This window comes from Pseudomonas sp. BF-RE-21 (assembly GCF_019947305.1).
Taxonomy (GTDB): Bacteria; Pseudomonadota; Gammaproteobacteria; order Pseudomonadales; family Pseudomonadaceae; genus Aquipseudomonas; species Aquipseudomonas migulae.
In genome coordinates this window covers 143,878-166,239 of the sequence record NZ_JAGYGF010000002.1, presented here as the reverse complement: position 1 = coordinate 166,239, position 22,362 = coordinate 143,878, and the positions used below count along the sequence as shown (strand labels likewise).

Below are 22,362 nucleotides of genomic sequence, written 5' to 3'. Positions count from 1 at the left end.
GCAGGTTCGACGATTGTTTGGATATCAATAAAATTCGAGAGCGGGTTACCGTCAATCCGGAAACTATAGGAGCCTTGAGCACAATCGATCCCCTCATTGCTGCTGAGGCATTGGCAGGCAATCTGATGAAAATCTATTTGCCCAACGCGTTCTCCCTAAACTTCATAAAGGAGATGGCTGGCAGGGCATCTCTGCACAGCGGTAAGCTTTTTTCCAGCGAAGCTGAATACGTTTCAAAGATCTATTCCCCACCGGAAGTAGAAGTGCTGCCGGTTTGCTTAACGGGGTTAGCTGGAGTTGGAAAGAGTCAAACGATTACGGCGTTGAGGAAAGTCTTGCCGCCGCCCATGGATTTTTCCTGTGATCATTACCATGGGGCGATAAAACTGATTTCACATTGGTATGCAAGCGCCCGCGGGAAGGCGGGCGGTAAGCAGTTGTTATCTGACTTCGTGATAGGCAGCGAAGAATCCTGCAGAGCGTGGAATTTGGCAAAGCTGCTCGTTGAAAGCCGTAGACGAGCCAATCGAGATGGTGTCTCTCTGGTCATGCTTGAAGAAACCCAGCATATCAATACCGGCTTGGGCGCCTCCAAGATAACTGACATTCTGCTGACGTTAGCTGCGATAGGTCCTCCTGTGATCTTCGTTTCCAACTACAGCCTGGCGCGTAAGCTGCTTCGTCGAAACAGCGAAGACAAACAGCGGTTGCTCTCGGAGCCTAGGATCATGCTGCCGGATCACCCTGAAAGCCAGGACTGGAAAGCCTACGTCAGCGAGTGCATAAGGGTTAGTGGTGGTCACATTCAAGTTGATATCAATGACCTAGCGGCAGAGCTTTATCGCTCTACTTTCGGGATCAAGCGCCTCGCTGTACAGCTTTTGAAGCTCGCTTATATAGAGTGCCGCAATGCCGGTCGGGAGTCTGTAAAACTTGCTGATATAACTCGGGCATATCGCTCCAGTGCGTACACCAGCAATTCTATGGACGTCGAATATCTACAACTGCATGCTATTCAAGCACGTGGAACTGGCACGCGCCTGGATCTAACTTGCCCTTTTGACCTTCCAGCTGACACGAATTCCAACGTAGTGAAATTTGCTCGTGCGGACCGAGACGACCGTGTGAACGCGACGGTCTATTTTTCGGCCCTGAACAAAAGCGAGCGCTCAAACCCCTTGGATTTGATACCTGACGACATGATGCGCGCGACCAAGCGCGAACGTCGCCCGCCGGTACCAAAGATGTCAGATGATGAAACGGAAAAAGCTTTCCATGAAATTGTCGGCTTGATAAAGCCGCCATCGAAGCCAAAAAAATGAAAGGACTAATCCACTTGTCATTAGCTAGCTGAATAGTTTGGTAAGGCTGTTTGAGCCAACGGAGTGAATGACTTTCCGGTCAGTCCTGTCGGATTAGGCTCTCCCGCACGTGCGAGCGTGTTCTACCTACATACGCTCATTACGCTGCGCCACCAGACATCAGAGCCTGAAGGACACGGCGAACTTGCTTCGCGCCGATCTCCGTTTCACAGAGCATGATTGGAGCAAGTCCACCGAGGGCTCTGTTCGGGGCCGACATCCAATGTGTAGCAGAGGTTTGTGTCTCAAAGATCTTCTCTGCCAAATGACTGACAGTAGCGATTCTGTCCAAACGCTCCGAGGCGACAGGGTCAAGGTTCCTTTGCTCTCGCCTCAATCTTTCAAGCGATGAAATTGATGCACTGAGCAGTGTCCCCAATTCGCGCTCTTGGAGGCCGAAGGCCGAGCGAAGAGCAGGGGCAAGGTCAGCCGGAAGGCCGGTTTTTATTTGGAGCAGCCTCTCAAATTCCGTCAGAGAAGCAAGATGGGAGCTGAATCGCCAAAAGGCTGTGATTCCCCCTTTCCGTGAAAGGTGTTTCTTTTTCGTCGGGTGTCGAGCTGCAATTGAAGTCTTCATCAACACACCCTCCCGGTTGTTTCCAGGATATAGAATATAATCTATCTCTTGTCTAGACGTCTTAAAGCTGCGTTGTTAACGCTAGTGTTTAGAGTGAAGTTTGCCATCAATAAAAAATTCGACCTTTGGGCGCTTTTCGGATGAGGCCAGCGTAATTGGAGCGAAACGGGCTCAATACCCGAAGGAAAAGGCTCTGCTAGCGGTGGTTTTATGAGCAGGAAATGGCAATAAACTATAATAAAATCAATGAATTAGTTGTCTGCGACAGATTTTATTCCCAAGAGCTTCACGCTCAGGTAGCTTTTTCGGTGGCTGCGACTGTTTTGCGACTTTGTTTTTTTGGCTTGAAAGCCGCGATTTACGGGGGCTTCTCGCGACAGTTTTTATTCTCTAAATTCAAGGGGCAGGGTTCCTGTTGTTGACAGGACCTTGCCCCTTTTACATTCAGCTCAGAATTTTTCCTCTATCAATCGCAGTGGATAATTCGGCTCTCGATAGCTGCCTGGTTTCTGGCGTTTGGGCAACTTCACAGGCTCCCTCGGAACATCCTTATAAGGAATGCGGCTGAGCAGGTCGGTGATGATGTTCAGGCGAGCCCGTCGCTTGTCATTGGAGTTGGCCACGAACCAGGGGGCATGTTCGGTGTCGGTCATCTTGAACATGTCGTCACGGGCGCGTGAATAGTCGTACCAGCGGCTGTATGACTTGAGATCCATGCCGGTGAGCTTCCAGATTTTGCGTCCATCCTTGATGCGTGCCTGAAGACGTCGTGTCTGTTCCTCTTGGCTGACCTCCAGCCAATATTTGATCAGGATGACGCCTGAATCGACGATTGCACGTTCCACCAACGGAATCGACTTCAGGAAACGGTCGACCTGCTCTTGGGTGCAGAACCCCATCACGCGTTCAACGCCCGCACGGTTGTACCAACTGCGATCGAAGATCACCACTTCGCCAGCCGCCGGCAGATGCGGCAGGTACCGTTGGACATACATCTGGGTTTTCTCACGTTCGGTCGGCGCGCTCAACGCCACCACCCGAAAGATACGTGGGCTCACCCGTTCAGTCAGGGCCTTGATTGTCCCTCCCTTGCCGGCACCGTCGCGGCCCTCGAAAACAATGCACACCTTGATCCCTTTTTGCCTTACCCACTCCTGCAACTTGACGGTTTCGACGTGCAGTCGGCGCAGTTCTTCCAGGTAATCCTTGTTAGACATCTTCGAGCTGTCTGCAGCGTTCTGCTTAAGCGGGCGCTTCTTATCCTTTGCCATAATCAAGACCTCGCAAATTCCCGGTTATGTCAGACTAGATTGTTTTGAACGCCGTATTGGATTCGCAGCCTGACGGTAGCGAATATCTGAGTAGAGGACATACCCAGTGGACCGATTCCAGGAAATGCAGGTCTTCGCCGCCGTCGCCCAGGACCAAGGTTTCTCGGCAGCGGCGCGGCGTTTGGGCCTGTCGGCGGCCAGTGTTACCCGTGCCGTGGCCGCGCTGGAAAAACGCATTGGCACACGCTTGCTGACGCGCACCACACGCAGCGTGCATTTGAGCGAGGCGGGTCAGCGGTATCTCGAAGACTGTCGCAGGATCCTTGCCGAGGTGCAGGAAGCGGAGGATTCAGCTGCGGGCAGTCATGCCGAACCCCGTGGGCAACTGACGATCACCGCGCCGGTGTTATTTGGTGAGTTGTTCGTTACGCCGGTAATAGTGAGTTATCTGAAGCAGTTTCCTGAAGTCTGCATCAACGGCTTGCTGGTCGATCGGGTAGTGAGCATGGTCGAGGAGGGGATTGATGTGGCTGTGCGCATCGGTGAATTGCCCGACAGCAACCAGCACGCGATCCGCGTCGGCGAAGTACGGCGGGTGATTTGCGCTGCTCCGCCATTTCTGGAGGCACAGGGCAGGCCCGTGCATCCTCAGGATTTGGCGCGTGCACCGGTTATTTCGACGTCCGCTATTGGTCAGCTTAAAAGCTGGCCTTTTCAGGATGCGCGCGAGCCACTCAGCGTGCGGGTTGAATCGCGATTGGTGGTGACGGCGAATCAGGCAGCCATTACGGCTGCGTGTCTCGGGCTGGGATTCACCCGTGTCCTGTCTTATCAAGTCGCCAGTAAAGTCGCTTCCGGCGAACTGGAAATCGTATTGGCTGACTTCGAACTGCCGCCATTGCCCATCCATGTGGTGTATCAGGGCGGCCGCAATGCGCCGGCCCGGATTCGCAGTTTTGTCGACTTCACGGTGAAAGCGCTGCGCGAACACCCGGCCTTGCAGGGCTGATGGGTTATTGCACTGGCTGAAATAATTGATTGCGTTTGCTGGTTATTCTGTTGTTTTGGTTGGGGGTGGAAGATGGCTCCCATCGGCGCTGATCGTTTCAGAACGGCGCCACCACCCAGCGGAGTCGACCATGCAAGCGATCAAACTCTACAACTTCCCACGTTCCGGCCATGCTCACCGTGTGGAGCTGATGTTATCCCTGCTGCAACTGCCGACCGAGCTGATCCTGGTCGATATGGCCAAGGGTGCGCACAAACAACCCGATTACCTGGCGATCAACCCGTTCGGACAGGTCCCGGCCATCGATGATCAAGGCGTGGTGCTGGCCGATTCCAACGCAATTCTGGTTTACCTGGCGAAAAAATACGGTAACGGTCGCTGGCTGCCAGACGACCCGCTCGGTGCCGCCAAGGTTCAACGCTGGTTGTCAGTGGCGGCTGGACCGATTGCCTTTGGCCCGGGCCGGGCCCGGCTGATCACGGTGTTTGGCGCGCCTTACAGGGCTGAAGAGACGATCGCTTACGCCCACGTCTGGCTCAAACTGATCGATCAGGAACTGGCGGATACGGTTTACCTGACCGGCAGCGAGCCGACCATTGCCGACGTGGCCGCCTACAGTTACATCGCCCACGCACCGGAAGGCAACGTGTCGCTCGAGGACTACGCCAACGTACGAGCCTGGCTGGCGCGCATCGAAGCCTTGCCAGGGTTTGTCGGCATGCCGCGCACTGTCGCCGGCCTGCAAAAAACTGCCTGATACCTGCGGCCCGGCATTGTCGGGCCGTTCACACTGCGCCTGGCGCGCACGGGAGAAGCCGTAATGGACCAGTCACCTTGGCACGCGGGCGAAAAACAGTTGCAGGCACACGTCGGTGTTGCCCAGCGAATGGAGGAGTTGGGTCGTAGGGTGGTTCGCACTGAGATGCCGGACCAACACCGCAAATTCTATGAGCAACTGCCGTTCATGCTGTACGGCGCAGTGGACATCGACGGCAATCCTTGGGCGAGCATTCTTGAAGGGCAACCGGGTTTCGCTCATTCGCCCCAGCCAGGTGCGCTGCAATTCAACAGCTTGCCGGGGGCGGATGACCCGGCGCAATTGACCGATGGCGCGGCGATCGGCTTGTTGGGGATCGAACTGCACACGCGGCGGCGCAACCGCCTCAATGGTCGCGTCGGCGCCGTGACGGCGAATGGCTTCGGCGTAATGGTCGAACAGTCCTTCGGCAACTGCCCGCAATACATTCAATTGCGGCAGTTTCGTTCGATACCGCTGGCGGATCCCTCGACGCGCATCGCGCAGCACCTGGGCGCTCTGGATGACGCTGCCAAAGCCATGATTGCCGACGCCGATACCTTCTTCGTCGCCAGTTATGTGGATGTCGACGGTCGGCGCTCAGTGGACGTTTCCCACCGTGGCGGTCAGGCCGGTTTCGTACACGTGGAAGGTAATCGTCTGACCATCCCGGACTTCGCCGGCAATCTGTTCTTCAATACCCTGGGCAACCTGTTGATCAATCCACGGGCGGGTTTGCTTTTTATCGATTTCAACTCCGGCGACCTGCTGCACCTCAGCGGTCGTACCGAAATCATCCTTGAAGGCCCCCAAGTAGAAGCCTTTCAAGGCGCCGAGCGTCTGTGGACATTCGAGGTGGAGCAGGTGGTGCGTCGGCCCGCAGCACTGGCTCTGCGCTGGCGCTTCGACGGCGTATCGCCCACCAGTTTGCTGACGGGCACCTGGGAGCAGGCCAACGCACGCCTGCAAGCCCGGGCGCTGGGTGATCATTGGCGGCCGCTGCGGGTGGTGCGCATCGAAGCGGAAAGCCACAACATCCGCTCGATCTATCTGGAGCCCGCCGATGGCGCCGGGTTGCCGCTGTTTCAAGCGGGGCAGCATCTACCGCTGCGGTTCAACATTGGCGGCGAGGTGCATATCCGCACCTACAGCCTGTCGAGCGCGCCGTCCGATGACTTTTTCCGCATCAGCGTGAAGCGAGAAGGGCGGGTGTCTTCGCATCTGCATGAGCAGGTTCGTGTCGGTGACCTGCTGGAAGCCCGCGCGCCTCAGGGGCACTTCACCGTGGCAACCCATGAACGTCGGCCGCTGGTGTTGTTGGCCGCCGGCGTAGGCATTACGCCGCTGCTGTCGATGGTACGGGAGGTGGTGTATCAAGGCCTGCGCACCCGACACATTCGGCCTACATGGTTTTTCCAGAGTTCGCGCACGCTGGCTGATCAACCGTTTCGCTCCGAGCTGGATCGTTTGCTGGATGACGCCGGTGATTCGGTGCGGGTGCTGCGTCTGCTCAGTCAGCCGGAGGCCGATGCTCACGAGGGTGAGGACTTTGACCTGACCGGACGGATAGACGCCGCGTTGCTGAAGAACATCCTTGAAGTGGAGGACTACGATCAGCTCGATTTTGTACTCTGCGGGCCGGGCAGTTTTACCCAGGGGCTGTACGACAGCCTGCGGGAACTGGACATCCGTGACAGCAGGATTCACGCCGAGACCTTCGGCCCGTCGACCTTGCGTCGCCGGCCGGACCCCGACGCGGTGGTCATCGAGCAACCGCCCGCCGCGACCACGTCGGTGCCGGTGGTGTTCGAGCGTTCGGCCAAAGAAGCCCGCTGGCAACCCGACGGCGGCAGTTTGCTGGAGTTGGCGGAAAGCCGCGGGTTGCGCCCGGAATTCAGTTGCCGCGGCGGTTCCTGCGGGACCTGTAAGACTCGCCTGATCAGCGGTCAGGTGAATTATCCACAGCCACCAGCGGAAGTGCCGGAAGTAGGACATGTCCTGATTTGTTGTGCGATTCCGGCGCAGGGCTCGCAGCCTTTGGTGCTCGACCTGTAGCATCTGACGCGGCGTGTAGGAGCGAGCGATGCGGCGACCCGACTTGCCCGCGAAGGCGTCCTAAACTCCGCCAAAAGCTTCGCGGGCAAGCCTCGCTCCTACAAATATGAGATTCAGGCTTAGGAGTTTTATGGTTTTTCTCGCTCGCCTGTCAGGCTTGCTGGTGATGCTGGCTTTGCTTAGCGGCTGCGAACAACAGGACGCACCGCCGCTCGATCAGCAACTTTATGTATGGCAACGACAATGGACGCCGGCCCACGAAGCCGCACTCAAAGACAGCCGTGCGGATTTTGCGACCCTGCGGGTGCTGGCCTTGCAGGCATTCCCCAAGGCGGGCTGGAACCGGGCGCGAATCGACCCGGTGCTGCTCAAACGGGATGGCCGGCCGCTGATTGCGGTGATTCGTCTCGATGGCCAGCTCAAGTCGCTGGATCAGGACGAGGTCGCTGCGCAGATCCTGCAAGTGCTCAACGATTGGCAGGCGCAGGGGCTGGTGCTCTCCGGCGTGGAAATCGACCACGATGCCGGGAACGCTCGGCTACCGGCTTATCGGAAATTCCTCACGGATTTGCGCGCGGTGCTGCCGGCTTCCATGCCATTGAGCATTACTGCGCTGCCAGCGTGGCTCGACAGTCCTGAACTGCCTGCATTGTTATCCACAGTCGATAGCAGCGTGTTGCAGGTACATGCGGTGAGCGACCCGCGCATGGGATTGTTTGACCCGGATCAGGCCAGAAAATGGGCCGGCGCCTGGAGCCGCATCACTTCGAAACCTTTTTATCTGGCGCTGCCGGCCTATGGCGTAGCGTTGTTGCCGCAGGCCGGCGGCGCACCCGACGTGGAAAGCGAAGTGCCCATTGAGCGCGTCGGCGAGCGCCGGGAATTGCTGGCCGATCCGCAGCAACTGAGCACACTTGCCATCCAATTGCGCAACGATCCGCCGGCTCATCTGGCCGGGCTGATCTGGTTTCGCCTGCCATTGGCCAATGATCGCCGGGCCTGGAGCCTGACGACCCTGCGCGCCGTAGCCCGTGGCGAAGCCCTCGATAGTCGCCTGACGCTGAAACTCTCGGCGCAGGATGGCCTCTATGACGTCAGCATCAGCAATCAAGGCAACCTCGACAGCGCCTGGCCCGAACGCCTGACGCTCGCGGTACGAGGCTGTGAAGGCGCCGATGCCCTGGCCGGTTATGCGTTGCAACAAAGCCCGGATCTGCTTACCTTCACCCGCCTGCGCGACGGTCGGATCCCGGCCGGTGGGCAGCGCGCCATCGGTTGGGCGCGCTGCACAAACATTGATCAAGGAGGTTCGAATGTTCACCCGTAACTGGCCCCGCCATTTGCTTTGCCTGAGCCTCGGTTTTCCACTGGGTTCGGCAGTGGCCTGCGGGCCGGATTTCCCTATGCGCCTGCTCGACAACCGGGGCCAGTCGATGGCGGAGCTGCCGGAAGGCAACTTCCGGTTCGAGATCAGTCGTCTCGGGCAGGCGATTACGGGTTTGAAGAACGTCAGCGAAGTCGTCTACAGCATGGACGCGCCTGACTATGCCGTGCAGCGCGACGACGCCGAACAGGCTGGTTTGACGGCGCCGCAGCAGGCGTTGGTCAAACAACTGCGCACGCTGAGCGATGCTCATCAGGTCGAGGCGCAGGGCGCAGGCCTGCCGACCGAGCACAGGCTCTATCTGGCGGGCGCCGTGGCGTTCAGCGCCGGTGACCATGGATTGGCCGCCGATTACTTCCAGAAAGTGCTCGCATTGCCGGCGGATCAACGCGCGTTGCGCAGCACGTGGGCCGCTTATTCGCTGGGCCGGGCGCTGTTTGCCATGAGCAGCGAAGCGGACGCCACGCCCGATCTGCTGACGCAGTCGCGCAAGGCCTTTGAGCAGGCGCGCCAGTTGAGCATCGACGGTTTCAGCGACCCATTGGGGCTTGGCGTCGCCAGCCTCGGCGAAGAGGCGCGTGTCGCTCGCACGGCGGGCGATTGGGACAACGCTATAAAACTCTACGCCACGCAAAACCTCCACGGTTCCGCAGTGGGTTACACCTCATTGAAGCTGTTGATGGCCGATCTGGCGGCGATGCCCGACGAGCAACTGGCCGCGTTGCTTAAAGGCAAACCAGTGCAGCAGCTGGTCACGGCGTCACTGATCAGCCGGTTGGGTTGGTCATTTGGTGATCAACCGCCAAACGAACAAAAACTGATCAAACTGCTGCAGAACAGCACGCGCGGTAGCCTCGACAATGCTGATCGACTGGCCGCCGTGAATTATCAACAGGGCGATTACGCCAGCGCCAAGGCATTTCTTGAACACGCCGGTGACGGTGGCCTGGCATGGTGGCTGCGGGCGAAACTGGCGATGCGCGAGGGTGATAAAACGGCTGCCGCCGCCGCGTACGCCAAGGCTGCCCAGGCCTTCCCGCAGAACGAATCCTGGGGCGAGCGACGGACACCGGACTGGGATTTCGAAACGCTTCAGCCCAAGTGCCGCGTCGAGGGGGAAAGCGCGATCCTGGCCTTGCAACGTGGGGATTATTTGCAGGCATTCGATCAGCTTTATCGCAGCAATGACATTTACTGGTTCGACGCTGCGACCGTCGCTGAGCGTGTACTGACCGTCGATGAACTCAAGCACTACGTCGACACTCAAGTGCCGGCGCCGCCAGCGCTGACTCAACAGGATCGCGATAACTACGTGCCGTTGTCGGTGGCGGCGAAGTTGCGCAACCTGCTGGGGCGGCGATTGTTGCGTGAGGGCCGTTATGACGAGGCGCCAGGCTATTTCGATAATGCCGACTTGCAGGCCAAGGCCAAGTGGTACGGGGAGTTGCGCCACGACGCCGAGTCGAAATGGTGGCCAACCAAACGGGCATTCGCTTATTACCATGCCGCGACAGTGGCTCGTTTCGACGGAATGGAGCTGTTGGGCTACGAGATGTCTCCGGATTACGCCACTTTCGGTGGCAATTACAGTCTCGAGACTCCCGAGCTCAAGGTCGGCCCATTAATGGCCGAGGGTGAGGTGAAACGGCAGCAAGCCACGTTGGCGCAACCTGATGAGCGTTTCCATTACCGGTTTGTTGCCACCGCGCTGGCGAGTAAAGCGGCTGATCTTTTGCCCCACAGCAGCCAGGCTTTCGCGTCGGTGCTGTGCAAGGCTTCGTCGTGGGGGACGAGCCTGCAAGAGCAAAGCGCGTTCTACCGTCGTTATGTCGAGGAAGGCCCGTATGTCGTCTGGGCGGGTGATTTCGGTCACCAATGCCAGGACCCGGATTTTCAGCGCGCCGACAAGCGCTACGTCACCCAGGTCACCGACGCCGTGCGCTCCGAGCTGCGGCCTTACAAAAAAACTTTGCAGATCGGCGGTGTGTTGGCGGTCACGGCAGCGGCATTGTTACTGATCAATCGTCGCCGCCGTAAGTCGCAGTAAGGTTCAAACCTGTTGAACAAAGGTCAGTCGCAGGGCAAAACCAATCAACAGGCTGCCAAACAACCACTGCTGTACGCGCTGGGCTGAAGGACTGCGTTGCAGCCAGCGGCCAAGCGCGGCGCCGGCCAAGGCGTACGCGCTGTCGAACAACAAACCGACACTGACCAGCACCACGCCCAGGGTCGCGAATTGTGCGAGCACCGGCCCTGCATGCGGATCGATAAACTGCGGCAGCAGCACCGAGCAGAACAGCAGCGCCTTGGGGTTCAGCAGATTGGTCAACAATCCGCGCTGAATGGCTTCGCGCCAACGAGGTTTTCCACAGGCTGAATCTGCGCCGTTCAGGCTCGGGAGCATCGTGGTCCGCAGGCATTGAATGCCGATCCACAACAGGTACGCGGCCCCGGCCAGGCGCACCAAATCGAACGTCCAGGGCGCGGCCTTGAACAGTGCCGCCAGCCCCAGTGCCGCCAACGCCACGTGACATCCTCGGGCAATACCCAATCCCACCGCCGTGGCCAGCGCCGCGCCTTTGCCCTGACGAGCGCCGGTTTGCAGCAGCAGAATCATGTCCGGGCCTGGGAGCAGGTAAACCACTGCCAGCGCCATGAAAAACAGCCAAAGCCCCGCCATGTTGCACCCCTTTCGTTGTCGATTCGGTAGCGCCAGTCTAGGGCTGAAGCACAGGGCAGGTGGTTGCGTAGTTTGCTTCTAAACAGTCTTGAATTGGCATAACCTGCCATTCTTTGACGCATGAACCATCAGGATCTGCCAAGCATGAAACTGGACGCTTACGACCGAAAAATTCTCGCGGCCCTGCAACGTGACGGTCGTCTGAGCAACGTACAACTGGCGGATGAAATCGGTCTGTCTGCGTCCCCCTGTTTGCGTCGGGTGCGGATGCTGGAGGAGGCCGGGGTGATTCGCGGCTATCAGGCCAACCTGGACCGCGATGAAGTCGGGTTGGGGCTGACGGTGTTTGTCGGGGTCAAGGTCGAACGCCACAACGACGAACAGGCCGAAGCCTTCCGTGTGGCGGTGATGGCGTTGCCCGAGGTGATTTCGGCGTTTCTGGTGTCAGGGGAATCGGATTTTCTGTTGCAGGTGGTGGTGCCGGATTTGCGTGCGTACGACCGCTTTCTCACCGGGCGTTTGCTGAAGTTGCCGGGCGTGAGCGACATCCGCAGCAACTTTGCGATTCACACTGTGAAAACGCCGGGCGCGTTGCCGTTGGAGCATTTGCCGCTCTAGACCGAGTTGCCCCCTTCGCGAGCAAGTCGAATCGTCGCACCGCCGCTCCCACAATGGTTTTGTGTGCGCCACAGATCAAATGTGGGAGCGAGCCTGCTCGCGATGGCGGTAGATCAGTCTCAACAGGTCTCCAGCCCTACATCTGCGTCGCCATCCCCTCCACATTCATCGCCGCCTGGCGCAACGCCTCGGAGCGGGTCGGGTGTGGATGACAGGTCAGGGCAATGTCTTCAGCCGAAGCACTGAACTCCATGGCCACGCAATATTCGCCAATCATTTCACTGACGCTCGGGCCTACCAGGTGCACGCCGAGAATCTCGTCGGTGCGCTCATCGGCCAGCACTTTGGCGAAGCCTTCAGTCTCGTGGTTGATCTTCGCCCGGCTGTTGGCGGTGAAGGGGAATTTACCGACCTTGTACGCGCGGCCCTCAGCCTTGAGTTGCTCTTCGGTCTTGCCGACGCTGGCCAGCTCCGGCCTGGTGTAAATGACGTTGGGGATCAGGTCGTAATTGACCTCGCCTGCCTTGCCGACGATCTGCTCGATACAGGCCATGGCTTCATCTTCGGCCTTGTGCGCGAGCATCGGCCCCGACGTGACATCGCCGATGACCCATACGCCTGCCGCTTCAGTGCGATGACCCTTGTTGGCGAGCATGCCGCGTTTATCCGTGGCGAGGCCGACGTTCTCCAGCCCCAGCCCCTCGGTGTAAGGCCGGCGCCCGATGGCGACCAGCACGTAATCGGCTTCGAGTAGTTCGGCAGTACCGCCGGCGGCCGGTTCGACGCTGAGCTGAACGCTGTTCGCCGAGGTCGTGGCGCGGGTGACTTTCGAACTCAGCTTGAAGCTGATGCCTTGCTTGCTCAACGAACGTTGCAGGGTTTTGCCCGCTTCGCCGTCCACACCAGGGCAGATCCGGTCGAGAAACTCGACCACGGTCACCTGTGCGCCCAAACGCCGCCACACCGAGCCCAATTCCAGGCCAATGACCCCGGCGCCAATCACCACCAGATGCTTGGGCACTTCGGACAAAGAAAGCGCACCTGTGGAATCGAGGATGCGCGTGTTGTCGATGTCCACGCCGGGTAGGGGAGTGGGCTCGGAGCCGGTGGCAATGATGATGTCCTTGGCGCTCAGCTCAGTCTTGCCGCCCTGGCTGTCCGTCACCGTGACTTTGCCCGGCCCGTCGATATGGCCCCAGCCCTTGATCCAGTCGACCTTGTTTTTGCGGAACAAAAACTCGATGCCCTTGGTCAGCCCGGCAACACTGTCATCCTTTTGCTTCATCATTTGCGCGAGGTTCAGCGTGGGTTTGACCTCGATACCGAGGTTGGCAAATTCCGCACCCATGGCCGCGTCATACAATTCAGAAGCATGCAGCAATGCCTTGGACGGCATGCAACCGACGTTCAGGCAAGTGCCGCCGAGGGTGGCGCGGCCTTCGACACAGGCGGCTTTAAGGCCCAATTGGCCGGCGCGAATTGCCGCGTTATAGCCGCCGGGGCCTCCGCCCAGTATCACGACGTCATAGTTGCTCATGGATGTACTCCTGAATTGGATGGGAATCGGGCTGGATAAACGTAGTTCCTGAATAAAATTACGAGCGTAATATGTGCGCAGCCACGCCTTTCGGTCAAGGCTTCAGCCAAGCGACAGGTTGAGCGTCTTTAGATAAAGAGATTTAGTACGAAAATTTCACGGCTTTCGTTATATCGTAACGAATTGCGACGTGAGCAAAGAAAATCACTGGGGTGGTATGCAAGTCGATCTCGAGATTGAGGGCGCAACGGTAGCCGGGCTACCGCGCTTTCAGCAGGCAGTCTTTCAAGGGCGGCGATTGCGGCAGTTGGCAATCGGCCTCGGCGCGCTCGCAGGGGCAGGCTGGGTGCTGGCGTTTTTCGTCGGGCTGTTTGCACCGCAGTCGCTTTGGCCTGCGGTGCTGGTCAATCAGAGTGCCGGTTTGCTGGTGCTGGTCGCCGGGCTGCAATCGGCGTGGTGGGTGACACAGTGGCGTGAAAGGGCGATGAACCCGGCGATGCTCCCTGTGGAAGTCGTCGCTGAATCACCGCCGGAAGGCTGGTATGAACGGCTGCTGGAGCGGATCAGCCAGCGATGGTTGCGGCTGCTGGCGCAGATCGGCGCTTCGACGCTGTGGCTTGGCGCTTGGGCGCTGCTGGTAGTGTTCAGCATCAATCAAGTCTGGAACCTGGCCCTGCCTCCCGCTGCGCTCGGTTTTTCCGCGAGTGTCGCGGCGGCATTGTCGTTACTGCTGGCCTTCGGTTTGCTGGTGCTGGAGCGGCAACTTGCCCAGGAAAACGTGGCCCAGTGGCCCGAAGCAGGTTCGCTTGCGCAGCTGACGCGCGTGGCAATCATCTGTCTTGTGCTGAGCGCGCTGTGCCTGTTGTTGGGCAGCGAAGCGTCGGTTTGGCCGGTACGTCTGGCTGTACTGATTGGCCTGCTGCCGGGTCTGGTCGCGGTAGAACTGCTGCTACGCGCGGTGTTGTCACTGTTCAGTCCGCAGCGTGAACAACTCGAACCTGCGTTGCTGGCGCGAAGTTTCGTCGCCGACATGCTGCGCTGGCCGCCCCAACCGTTGCTGGCGCTGCAACATGAATTACATAACCGCTTCGGCATCGATCTACGACAGATCTGGGCCTTCACTTACATGCGCCGGGCATTCGTCCCGGTACTGGCGGTGGTGGCACTGGTCGGTTGGTCGCTCACCGGCATTCACGAAATTTCCCTGCAAGGGCGGGGCATCTATGAGCGTTTCGGCAAACCGGTGGAGGTCTTCGGCCCCGGTTTGCACGCAGGTCTGCCGTGGCCTCTGGGTCGAGTGTTGAGTGTCGAGAACGGCGTGGTCCACGAGTTGGCCACCAGTGTTGGCGAAGCGACGGCGCCGATTGTGGCTGAACCGGCTGAAGGTCCGGCGCCGGCGACGGCCAATCGCTTGTGGGACGCCAGCCACGTGAACGACAAGTCTCAGGTGATTGCCAGCAGTCGCGCCGACAAACAGAGCTTCCAGATCGTCAACATGGACGTGCGTTTTGTCTATCGCATCGGCCTCACGGATCAAGCGGCGTTGGCCGCGACGTACAACAGCGCCAACGTGCCGACACTGATCCGCAGCACCGCCAGCCGGATTCTGGTGCACGACTTCGCGTCTCGTACCCTCGACGGACTACTCGGTGAGGACAGGGTAGGGCTCGCCGAAGAGATTGGCCGCGCGGTGCAAGCGGACCTGGAAAAACTCGACAGCGGCGTGGAAATTCTCGCGACTGTGGTTGAAGCGATTCACCCACCGGCCGGCGCGGCCAACGCTTATCACGGTGTGCAAGCGGCGCAAATTGCTGCGCAGGCCTTGATCTCGCGTGAGCGCGGCGCGGCTGCAGAGGCCACCAATCAGGCGCAATTGCAGGCCAGCATCGCACGGGATCAAGCGACGGCCAGCGCGCGTGAAATCAATGCGGCTGCGCAAGCGGCCGATCTGAAATTCAGCGCCGAGCAAAAGGCCTACGCCAGCGCGGGCCAGGCTTTCGTGCTGGAACAGTATTTCAGCCAGCTCTCCCAAGGCCTGACCAACGCCAGGTTGCTGGTTCTCGATCATCGTCTGGGCGGCAGCGGCAACGCGCCGACCATCGACCTCCGTACTTTCACGCTGCCGGTTGACCCTGCATCGGCGCGTAAAACTGCTCAGCCAGGAGCTGCCAATTGAGCCAGTCGCACACTCACGATCACGATGATCACGCCGGCCACGATCACGGTCATGGCGGGCATCATCACGGGCATCACCATCACCACCACGGCGATCCGCAGGAAGCGGGTCCATTCCCGTGGCGGCGCATGGGGTGGGCGGCGTTGTTGGTGGCGTTTGCCATCGCGGCTGCAAGCCTGGTGCAGGTGCGCTCCGGCGAAGCCACGGTGATCACGCGCTTCGGTAATCCGTCGCGGGTGTTGCTGGAGCCGGGGCTGGGCTGGCGTTGGCCCGCGCCTTTTGAAGCGGCGATTCCGGTCGATCTGCGTCTGCGCACCACGTCCAGCGGTTTGCAGGATGTGGGTACGCGCGACGGTTTGCGCATCATCGTTCAGGCTTACGTGGCGTGGCAGGTGCAGGGCGATCCGGACAATGTGCAGCGCTTCATGCGCGCCGTGCAGAATCAGCCGGACGAAGCGGCGCGGCAGATTCGCACCTTCGTCGGCTCGGCACTGGAAACCACGGCCAGCAGTTTTGACCTGGCCAATCTGGTGAACACCGATGCCAGCCAGGTGCACATCGCTGATTTTGAAGCGCAGTTGCGTCAGCAAATCGATCAGCAGTTACTCGCCACTTATGGCGTTCGTGTGCTGCAAGTCGGCATCGAACGATTGACCTTGCCGTCGGTGACCCTGACCGCCACCGTCGATCGCATGCGCGCCGAGCGTGAAACAATCGCCACCGAACGCACGGCCATCGGCAAACGTGAGGCAGCGCAAATTCGCTCTGCTGCCGAGCGTGATGCGCGAATCGTCCAGGCCGATGCCACGGTTAAAGCTGCCGACATCGAGGCTCAATCCCGGGTCGAAGCCGCACAGATTTACGGCCGTGCTTACGCGGGTTCGCCGCAGCTGTATAACTTGCTGCGCTCCCTCGACACCTTGGGCACCATCGTCACACCTGGCACCAAACTGATTCTGCGCACCGATGCCGCGCCGTTCCGGGTGTTGGTTGACGGTCCGCCGACGCTCGATAACAAGTCCGGATCGCAGCCATGAGTTTGGTTCCACGTGGAACAAATGAGTTAAGCAGCCCCTGGATTCAGGCCGGGCGATTGGCTTTTCTCGCCCTGTATGCGGTGACAGTCTTGGCCGCGTTGGCGTGGGCATTCTCCAACGTGCGGCAAATCGACCCGCAAAATCGCGCGGTGGTGTTGCACTTTGGCGCGCTGGATCGCATTCAGAATGCCGGTCTGCTGTTGGCGTGGCCGAGGCCGTTCGAGCAGGTGGTTTTGTTGCCAGCGGCGGATCGGGTGATCGAGCGTCGGGTCGATAATCTGCTGCGCAGCGATGCCGCGTTGCAGGCCGACCGAGCAGCCACTTTCGCCACGCCGCTCAGTGATGCGCTGGCAGGTTCCGGTTATCTGCTGACGGGTGACGCGGGTGTGGTGCAACTGGATGTGCGGGTGTTTTACAAAGTCACCGAACCGTATGCGTTCGTTGTTCAAGGTGAACACGTGCTGCCGGCACTGGATCGCCTGGTAACTCGCAGCGCCGTGGCACTCACCGCCGCACGAGATCTGGACACCATCCTGGTGGCGCGCCCGGAGTTGATCGGCGCGGATAATCAAGCGGCGGAAAGACGCGAGCGCCTGCGCGGGGATTTGGTACAAGGCATCAATCAACGACTCGCGCAATTGACTGCAACGGGGCAGGGACTGGGGATCGAAGTGGCGCGCGTGGATGTGCAGTCGAGTCTGCCAGGACCTGCGGTCAATGCTTTCAACGCCGTTCTGACGGCAAGTCAGCAAGCCGATAAAGCCGTGGCCAATGCCCGCACTGAAGCCGAGAAACTCACTCAGGCCGCCAACGAGCAAGCCGACCGTGCGCTGCAAGTCGCCCACGCTCAAGCCAGCGAACGGCTGGCCAAAGCCTCCGCCGACACGGCCACGGTATTGAGCTTGGCCAAGGCGCAACAACAAGGCACCGACCCGCAAATGCTGTTGCGCATTTACCGCGAGCGCTTGCCAAAAATCCTCGGTCAGGCCGGCTCGGTGACCACGGTTAATCCGAAAGACGATTCCCGCCTGATCATTCAGGGAGCTGCACAATGACCGCCCAAACTGCCGCCGCACCGAGCATGTTGTCCTCGGCCGAACAACGCAGCGCTGCACGCCAACTGACCCTGGCCATGCTCGCGCTCGGCTTGCTGGCGCTCGGTTTGATCTGGCGCTGGTGGTCGCCGGAGCAGACGGGCGTCAGTCAATTGCTGCTGGGTTTTGCCTCGTTGCTGGTGGCCGTGCCGGTGATGCGTTCTGCCTGGTACAGCCTGCGTTATCCCAGCTTGCACGGGATCACCGATCAGTTGATTGCGTTGGCGATGTTGGGTGCCTGGGCAACGGGCGATCTGCTGACCGCTGCGTTGTTGCCGATCATCATGATCTTCGGTCATGTGTTGGAAGAGCGCAGCGTGATCGGTTCCCAGGAGGCGATTCACGCACTCGGCAAACTGACACGCAGCCATGCGCGCAAGGTTCAGGCGGATGGCTCCATCGTCGAAGTCGACAACGGCACACTCAAGGCTGGCGACCGCGTGGAGGTCCGCGCCGGTGATCGGGTGCCGGCCGATGGTCGTGTGCTCTCCGGTCAGGCGAGTCTCGATACCGCATCGATCACGGGCGAGTCGGTGCCGGTGGAGGCGGGCGTCGGCATGACGGTGTTCGGCGGGGCGATCAACCTTGATGGCCTGCTGCGCATAGAAGTGACCCGTACCGGCAATGAATCGACTCTTGGTAAAGTCATCGCGCTGATGCAAAGCGCCGAGCGTTCCAAGCCGCCAATCACCCGTTTGCTGGAACGCTACGCTGGCAGCTACATGGTGCTGGTGTTGTTGCTGGCCGCAGTGACCTGGTTCATCACCAATGATGCGCAAGCGATGCTCGCGGTGTTGGTGGCAGCCTGTCCATGTGCGTTGGTGTTGTCGGCACCGGCCACGGCGATTGCCGGCGTCGCGGTTGCCGCACGACACGGGATTCTGATCCGCAGTTCGGCGTTTCTCGAAGAGCTGGCGGATTTGACGTCGCTGGTGGTCGACAAAACCGGGACGCTGACCTTCGGCACCTTGCGCCTGCAATCGATCGACAGTCCGCTGGAAGATCGCAACCACGTGCTGAAACTGGCTGCCAGCCTGGGTTCCGCCAGCAGTCACCCGGTCAGTCGCGCGCTCGCCGGGTTGGTTAGCCAGGAACATTTTCTGCTGCTCACGGACATTCACGAACGTCAGGGCCTGGGCGTGGTAGCGATGACTGAGCAGGGTGAAGCGGCGCTCGGGCGACCGGAGTTGTTTGCGCAATTGGCGATCGCTACTTCTGCTGTTCCCGAACACGATGGTCCGATTGCCGGGTTGGCGCTCAACGGTGAATTCCTGGCCTGGCTGTTGCTCGCGGACAGCGTGAAGCCTGAAGCGCGGTTTGCCTTGAGTGAGTTACGTGAACTCGGATTGGGCCGGCAATTGTTGCTCACCGGCGATCGCCAAAGCGTCGCGAATACGTTGGCCCTGGATGTCGGGATCAGCGATGTCGAAGCCCAGGCCTTGCCCGAGGACAAACTCAACCGTGTGCTGAAAGAAATCGGCAGCGGCTTCCGGCCGATGGTGGTCGGGGATGGCATCAACGATTCGCTGGCACTCAAGGCCGGTGTGGTGGGCGTCGCCATGGGCGCGGGCGGGGCGGATATTGCCTTGGCTTCAGCCGACATCGTGCTGATCGGCAGCGACCTGCGTCGGCTCGGCACTTGCGTACGTTTGAGTCGCCAATGCCGGCAGACGTTGCAGGTCAACGTGATCATCGGCCTAGGCTGGACACTGGCAATTGTTGCTTTCGCTGCCTTCGGCTGGCTCGGTGCGGCAGGGGCGATGATTGCTGCGCTGCTGCATAACCTGAGTACGTTGCTGGTATTGGGCAACGCCGGACGGCTGCTGCGTTTCCAAGAGCCGTTGCTCAAGATGAAGGAAGACGTCTGAGCGATGTGAACATTTCAGAACTGTGCGCGAAATTCGCAGTCATCTAGTGTGAGGGCAATCACTTCTGTGATTTTGCGGCGCTTGTTTCCAGCGCTGCAAATCATAGAAGACGGCTATTAAATCGATAGCCTGCTATTTTTCAAGGATGGTCTACCCTCACATCAGACGTCTGAAACAAGGGGGATATTCCATGCTCGCGCAACTTCCACCGGCCTTACAGAATCTGCAGTTACCGCTACGCCTGCGACTCTGGGACGGCCATGAATTTAATCTGGGGCCGACGCCCAGCGTCACGATTGTGGTCAAGGACCCACAAATGGTTACCCAGTTGACTCATCCCAGCCTCGATGCGCTCGGAGCGGCATTCGTCGAGGGCAAACTTGAGCTGGAAGGCTCCATCAGCGAGGTGATCCGCGTCGTTGATGAATGGAGTCAGGCCTTGCTGGGCGACATCGACAGTCAGCCTGTTCGCACCGCCCACGACAAGGAAACCGACGCCAAGGCGATTTCCTATCACTACGACCTGTCCAACGCGTTTTATCAGCTGTGGCTCGACAGTGACATGGCGTATTCCTGCGCCTATTTCGAGACCGGCAGCGAAACGCTTGAGCAGGCCCAGCAAGCCAAGTTCCGCCACCTGTGTCGCAAACTACGCCTGCAACCTGGCGAGTATCTGCTGGATGTAGGTTGTGGCTGGGGCGGTTTGGCGCGCTATGCGGCGCGGGAGTTTGGCGCGAAGGTATTCGGGATCACACTGAGCAAAGCGCAACTGGCCCTGGCCCGCGAGCGGGTGAAGGAGGAAGGCCTCGACGATCTGGTCGAGCTGCAACTGCTGGACTACCGCGATCTGCCTCAGGACGGGCGCTTCGATAAAGTGGTCAGCGTTGGCATGTTCGAGCATGTGGGCCATGAGAACCTGGCCGAGTACTGCAAAACCCTGTTCGGCGCGGTGAAAGAGGGCGGCCTGGTGATGAACCACGGCATCACCGCCAAGCACACCGATGGCCGGCCAGTGGGACGCGGCGCGGGTGATTTTATCGAGAAGTACGTGTTCCCCAACGGCGAGCTGCCGCACCTGTCGATGATCTCTGCCGAGATCAGCGAAGCGGGGCTGGAGATCGTCGATGTTGAGAGTTTGCGCCTGCACTACGCGCGCACCCTGGACCATTGGAGCGAACGCCTGGAGGACAACCTGGAAGCGGCCGCCCGGCAAGTGCCGGAGCAGGCCTTGCGAATCTGGCGGCTGTACCTGGCGGGATGCGCTTATGCGTTCGCCCGGGGCTGGATCAACCTGCACCAGATCCTCGCAGTGAAAGCCCACCCCGATGGCAGCCATGAACTGCCCTGGACCCGCGACGACATCTACAACCCTTAAAGTATCGGTGAAATTAGCCGGGCGATCCGCATGCCGACCTGTTGCAGGCGGTGGGTCTCCCGGCTTTCTTCTTTGGCGACTTCATGCGCCTGGTCGAAGTCGTCGTTGAGCATCTGTTCCACCTCGCCGGCAAACACTCTGTCGACAGTCAGCAACATCACTTCAAAATTCAGCCGGAACGAGCGGTTGTCCATATTGGCGCTGCCGATGGCGCTGATTTCGCTGTCGATCAACACCACTTTCTGATGCAGGAAACCGGGCTGGTAGCGAAATACCCGCACACCGGCGCGCACGGCTTCGAAGGCATACAGGCTGGAGGCGGCGTAGACGATGCGGTGATCCGGTCGTGAAGGAAGCAGCAATCGCACATCCACGCCGCGCAGAACCGCCAGCCTCAAGGCGGCAAACACCGCTTCATCGGGGATGAAGTAGGGGCTGGTAATCCACACCCGCTCGGTCGCCGCGTGAATGGCTTCGACGAAGAATAACGAACAGGTTTCGTAGGAATCTGCCGGTCCGCTGGCAAGCAATTGGCAGAGCACACCGTTGTCCGGATACACGTCCGGCAGTATTAACGGCGGCAAGGAGCGCGCTGCCCAAAACCAGTCTTCGGCGAAGGACTCCTGCATGCACGCCACCACCGGCCCGCGCACCCGCACGTGGGTATCGCGCCAAGGGGCGAGGGGTGGTTTCTCGCCCATGTATTCGTCGCCTACGTTATGCCCGCCAACGAAGCCCAACACGCCGTCCACCACGATGATCTTGCGATGGTTGCGGAAGTTGACCTGAAAGCGATTGAGCCAGCCGCTACGCGTCGCGAAGGCTTTGACCTCGACCCCGGCATCGCGCAACGGCTGCACATAACTGTGGGGCAGGGAGTGGCTGCCGATGCGGTCGTACAGTAAATAAACGGCGACGCCTTCGGCGGCTTTTTTCAGCAACAAGGTTTGCAGGCGTTGGCCCAGACGGTCGTCGTGGATGATGAAAAACTGGATCAGCACGGCTTCCTTCGCCTGACTGATGGCCTCGAAGATCGCCTCGAATGTGGCGTGGCCGTTGATCAGCAGGCTGACTTCGTTGTTCGCCAGGCAGGGCATGCGGCCCAGTTTTGGCATCGCCCTTAAAGATGCGTAGGCGTTGGAAGCGCGGGCGGTCAGTGCTTCTTCGACCCACGGGCGCCAGTTCAGATCGGAGATGGCCTTGCGCATTTCTTCGTTGGCCTGTCGCCGTGCCTTGATGTAGCCATCGAAGGTGCTGCGGCCGAAGACCAGATAGGGAATGAGCGTGAAGTAGGGAATGAACAGCAGCGACAAGGCCCAGGCGATCGAGCCCTGAGCGGTCCGAACGGTCAACACGGCATGAATGGCGGCGATCATGCCTAACGAGTGCAGCAGGGCGATCAGGTAACCGAAAATGTGCGGTCCAAAGTAATCCATGGGGGCAGCCTTGCTCCTGAAGATTCAGTGCTTAACAGACCATGTTCCGTGCAGAATGTCGCTATTTAATTGGCCCATGAACCGAAGC

The 22,362-nt window shown here is 59.6% G+C and carries 17 protein-coding genes; 12 read left to right on the top strand and 5 right to left on the bottom strand.

The genetic code is table 11. The annotated features are described in order from the left end of the window. Window positions 1-17 precede the first annotated feature (17 nt). Window positions 18-1,322 (top strand): transposase, encoded by a 1,305-nt coding sequence (locus KGB25_RS02345; protein ID WP_223434142.1) that lies wholly within the window; start codon window positions 18-20, stop codon window positions 1,320-1,322. 139 nt (window positions 1,323-1,461) lie between these two features. Here KGB25_RS02345 and KGB25_RS02340 read toward each other — a convergent pair whose 3' ends face one another. Further along, window positions 1,462-1,938, bottom strand: a complete 477-nt coding sequence (locus KGB25_RS02340; protein WP_223434141.1) for an antitoxin Xre/MbcA/ParS toxin-binding domain-containing protein — start codon at window positions 1,936-1,938, stop codon at window positions 1,462-1,464. A 449-nt stretch (window positions 1,939-2,387) separates the two neighbouring features. Next, window positions 2,388-3,209 carry a polyphosphate kinase 2 gene (gene ppk2 / locus KGB25_RS02335; RefSeq protein WP_223434140.1) on the bottom strand — a complete coding sequence of 274 codons (822 nt, stop codon included), beginning with the start codon at window positions 3,207-3,209 and terminating at the stop codon, window positions 2,388-2,390. A 106-nt stretch (window positions 3,210-3,315) separates the two neighbouring features. Between ppk2 and KGB25_RS02330 the strand changes: the two genes are divergently transcribed. The 5 genes from KGB25_RS02330 (at window position 3,316) to KGB25_RS02310 (ending at window position 10,500) form a co-directional block, all read left to right on the top strand. Next, window positions 3,316-4,218: a LysR family transcriptional regulator gene (locus tag KGB25_RS02330; protein WP_223434139.1), complete on the top strand. Its 903-nt coding sequence runs from the start codon at window positions 3,316-3,318 to the stop codon at window positions 4,216-4,218. Window positions 4,219-4,348: 130 nt separating this feature from the next. Next, window positions 4,349-4,975 carry a glutathione S-transferase family protein gene (locus KGB25_RS02325; protein WP_008041372.1) on the top strand — a complete coding sequence of 209 codons (627 nt, stop codon included), beginning with the start codon at window positions 4,349-4,351 and terminating at the stop codon, window positions 4,973-4,975. A 63-nt stretch (window positions 4,976-5,038) separates the two neighbouring features. Continuing rightward, window positions 5,039-7,069: a pyridoxamine 5'-phosphate oxidase family protein gene (locus tag KGB25_RS02320; RefSeq protein ID WP_223434138.1), complete on the top strand. Its 2,031-nt coding sequence runs from the start codon at window positions 5,039-5,041 to the stop codon at window positions 7,067-7,069. 130 nt (window positions 7,070-7,199) lie between these two features. Next, complete coding sequence (locus tag KGB25_RS02315; protein ID WP_223434137.1) at window positions 7,200-8,396, top strand: DUF3142 domain-containing protein; 1,197 nt, start codon at window positions 7,200-7,202, stop codon at window positions 8,394-8,396. Continuing rightward, window positions 8,383-10,500 (top strand): hypothetical protein, encoded by a 2,118-nt coding sequence (locus KGB25_RS02310; protein ID WP_223434136.1) that lies wholly within the window; start codon window positions 8,383-8,385, stop codon window positions 10,498-10,500. Before KGB25_RS02315 ends, KGB25_RS02310 begins: the two co-directional genes overlap by 14 nt. A gap of 3 nt (window positions 10,501-10,503) precedes the next feature. Here the strand turns inward: KGB25_RS02310 and KGB25_RS02305 are convergent, their stop codons facing one another. Beyond that, on the bottom strand, window positions 10,504-11,133 hold the full coding sequence (locus tag KGB25_RS02305; RefSeq protein WP_008041366.1) for a LysE family translocator: 630 nt from the start codon (window positions 11,131-11,133) through the stop codon (window positions 10,504-10,506). Window positions 11,134-11,277: 144 nt separating this feature from the next. Between KGB25_RS02305 and KGB25_RS02300 the strand changes: the two genes are divergently transcribed. Then, window positions 11,278-11,751 carry an Lrp/AsnC family transcriptional regulator gene (locus KGB25_RS02300; protein WP_008027506.1) on the top strand — a complete coding sequence of 158 codons (474 nt, stop codon included), beginning with the start codon at window positions 11,278-11,280 and terminating at the stop codon, window positions 11,749-11,751. Window positions 11,752-11,887: 136 nt separating this feature from the next. Here KGB25_RS02300 and lpdA read toward each other — a convergent pair whose 3' ends face one another. Further along, entirely contained in the window at window positions 11,888-13,288 is a 1,401-nt protein-coding gene (lpdA, locus tag KGB25_RS02295) for a dihydrolipoyl dehydrogenase (RefSeq protein ID WP_223434135.1), read from the bottom strand. 217 nt (window positions 13,289-13,505) lie between these two features. On the opposite strand from lpdA, the gene hflK (KGB25_RS02290) reads away from it, so the two are divergent. The 5 genes from hflK (KGB25_RS02290) (at window position 13,506) to cfaB (ending at window position 20,838) form a co-directional block, all read left to right on the top strand. Beyond that, complete coding sequence (hflK, locus tag KGB25_RS02290) at window positions 13,506-15,464, top strand: protease modulator HflK (RefSeq protein ID WP_223434199.1); 1,959 nt, start codon at window positions 13,506-13,508, stop codon at window positions 15,462-15,464. Further along, the gene (hflC, locus tag KGB25_RS02285; RefSeq protein ID WP_032828679.1) at window positions 15,461-16,501 is read left to right on the top strand and encodes a protease modulator HflC; all 1,041 of its coding nucleotides are present in this window, start codon (window positions 15,461-15,463) and stop codon (window positions 16,499-16,501) included. The genes hflK (KGB25_RS02290) and hflC overlap by 4 nt, the downstream gene beginning before the upstream one ends. Beyond that, window positions 16,498-17,556, top strand: a complete 1,059-nt coding sequence (gene hflK, locus KGB25_RS02280; protein ID WP_008027495.1) for a protease modulator HflK — start codon at window positions 16,498-16,500, stop codon at window positions 17,554-17,556. Before hflC ends, hflK (KGB25_RS02280) begins: the two co-directional genes overlap by 4 nt. Next, window positions 17,553-19,463, top strand: coding sequence for a cation-translocating P-type ATPase (locus tag KGB25_RS02275; protein ID WP_223434134.1), 1,911 nt, complete (start codon window positions 17,553-17,555; stop codon window positions 19,461-19,463). Before hflK (KGB25_RS02280) ends, KGB25_RS02275 begins: the two co-directional genes overlap by 4 nt. Window positions 19,464-19,653: 190 nt before the next feature. Further along, entirely contained in the window at window positions 19,654-20,838 is a 1,185-nt protein-coding gene (gene cfaB, locus KGB25_RS02270; protein WP_008041360.1) for a C17 cyclopropane fatty acid synthase CfaB, read from the top strand. On the opposite strand, the gene cls is transcribed toward cfaB, so the two are convergent. Next, entirely contained in the window at window positions 20,835-22,274 is a 1,440-nt protein-coding gene (gene cls / locus KGB25_RS02265) for a cardiolipin synthase (RefSeq protein WP_223434133.1), read from the bottom strand. The genes cfaB and cls overlap by 4 nt on opposite strands. Between the last annotated feature and the right edge of the window lie 88 nt (window positions 22,275-22,362).